Below are 2339 nucleotides of genomic sequence, written 5' to 3'. Positions count from 1 at the left end.
CATGCGCGTTCCCCCCATACCTGGGCGACTATTCCTTGTGATTAATACCTGTAGGGCATGTCGATTGAAGCTAGCAGCTAAATCCGGACGCGCTAGGCAAAACGGCGAATTAGTGCAGGAGTGAGGGGGCTGTCACAAGGCTGTCACACCCTGCGAAGGGCCGCCCAGGCTGGGCGGCGAGGCGTTGAAGTGGCGTCAGGCGTTGGGCAGCATCGATTTGACTTTGTCGCGCAATTGATCGATCGAGAAGGGTTTACCGATCACCTGCATGCCGGGTGGCACATCGATATTTTCGGCATAACCGCTGGCGAACAGGATGGGCAGGGCGGGGCGCAGTTCGCGTACTTTGGTCGCCAGTTGCTTGCCGTCCATGTCGGGCAGGCCGACGTCGGTCATCATCAGGTCGATGGCCTGGGCCGAGTCCTGCACGATTGCGAGAGCCTCCTCGGCATCAGCGGCTTCAAGCACCTGAAACTCCAATTCTTCGAGGACATCGACGATCAGCATGCGCACGATGGCGTCGTCTTCGACTACAAGGATGGTGGAATCAGCGGCGGACATAAGTAGGGTTCCCGAGAAGTGGAGGTGCAGGTCTTGATCGGATAAAGACCATCCTCTAATGAGTCATGACAATCTCGGCAAGTTCCCGGCCTGGGGGTGGCATTGTGAAGGCATTCGTAGGGAATGTCTCGCTCGAACCTCTCTGGCTTCGTACGAATCGGCAGGCATTTGCCCCAAGTTGTCGCGTAAACATAGCCCTGGCCATCGACTTTGGGGCAAACTCCCGGTTTTTACACACTTGGCCAAGGCATGCCCATGACTCCTGCGTCGTCCGTCGATGAAAAGAGCTTTCGTAATCTACTGAGCCGAAATGTGGCCTTGCCCCTGGGTGTGGGCGTGCTCAGTGCCGTGTTTTTCGTCTGCCTGATCACCTACTTGTTGACGGTGATCCAGTGGGTGGAGCACACCGACCGGGTGATCAACAACCTCAATGAGTCATCCAAGCTGACGGTGGACCTGGAAACCGGCATGCGCGGCTTCCTGATCACTGGCGACGAGCATTTCCTCGACCCTTACGAAGTGGCCAAGCCACGGATCATTGCCGACCTGCGCAACCTGCAAGAACTGGTGGCAGACAATCCCCAGCAGGTGGATCGCCTCAAGCGCCTCGAAGCCTTGCAGATCGAGTGGAACAAGTACGCCCAGTCGATGATTGATATGCAGCGCGAAAGCGGTGACTACCGCAGCGCAGTCAAGGCGGGGCGAGGCAAGCGCCTGACCGATGAGATCCGCAAGGAATACGACGATGCGGTGGCGATGGAGCAGCAGTTCCGTATTACCCGTAACGAAGAAGTCACCCGTACCACCATTATCAGTGTCACCCTGTACCTGGCCTTCGTGCTCGGCCTGAGCGGTTTCCTGGCGTATATCGGCCGAAAAAATCTGGTTTCGTTATCAGAGAGTTACAACGCAAACCTCGCGTCACAGCAGAGGATTGCGGGGCGCCTGGAGCAGCAGGCCTGGTTGCGCAACGGCCAGACTGAACTGGCGGAACAGGTGCTGGGCCAACTGACCTTGAACATGCTCGGCCGCAATATCCTGCAGTTTTTTGCCCAATACATGGGCTCGGCCGTGGCGGCGTTGTATGTACGCGAAGAGCATGGCGGCCTGCGCCGCGTGGCCACTTATGGCTTCTCCCGTGAACAGGAGCAGCTGGAGCAGTCGATCTACAGCGATGAAGGCATCGTCGGCCAGGCCGCGCAGTTGGATCGCCTGATCCGCCTCGACGACGTGCCAGTGGACTACTTCAAGGTCAGCTCCGGCCTGGGCGAAGGTTCGACCCGCAGCGTGCTGGTGATGCCCACCAGTGACGATGATCGCGTCAACGGCGTGATCGAGCTGGGCTTCCTGCGCCCGGTGCAGGAGCGTGACGTGGAACTGCTGGAGCTGATCGCCGGCAACATCGGCACCTCCATCGAGGCCGCCCGCTATCGCCAGCGCCTGCAGGAAGTGCTGGCCGAGACCCAACAGCTCAACGAAGAGCTGCAAGTGCAGCAGGAAGAGCTCAAGACCGCCAACGAAGAGCTGGAAGAACAGTCGCGCATCCTCAAGGAATCCCAGGCTCACCTGGAAACCCAGCAGGCGGAACTGGAGCAGACCAACGAGCAACTGGCCGAACAGACCCAGACCCTGGCCGAGCAGCGCGACGCCATGGACCGCAAGAACATCGAGCTCAACAGGGCCCAGATGGAGCTGGAAGACCGCGCCGACGAACTGCAGCGCTCCAGCAAGTACAAGTCCGAATTCCTCGCCAACATGTCCCACGAGCTGCGCACGCC

At 59.2% G+C, this 2339-nt stretch carries 2 protein-coding genes; one reads left to right on the top strand and one right to left on the bottom strand.

The genetic code is table 11. The features are described 5' to 3' along the window. Positions 1-195: 195 nt before the first annotated feature. Complete coding sequence (locus HX803_RS15725; RefSeq protein WP_178921860.1) at positions 196-561, bottom strand: response regulator; 366 nt, start codon at positions 559-561, stop codon at positions 196-198. A gap of 255 nt (positions 562-816) precedes the next feature. Here HX803_RS15725 and HX803_RS32760 point away from each other — a divergent pair. Beyond that, positions 817-2339: CHASE3 domain-containing protein (locus HX803_RS32760; RefSeq protein ID WP_256732870.1), on the top strand; the 1523-nt coding region annotated here is incomplete at its 3' end.

It is taken from the genome of Pseudomonas sp. P7548 (genome assembly GCF_013386585.1).
In the GTDB taxonomy this organism is placed as follows: domain Bacteria; phylum Pseudomonadota; class Gammaproteobacteria; order Pseudomonadales; family Pseudomonadaceae; genus Aquipseudomonas.
Note: the sequence above shows the minus strand (reverse complement) of the source record. Positions and strands in the feature narration are given on the sequence as shown.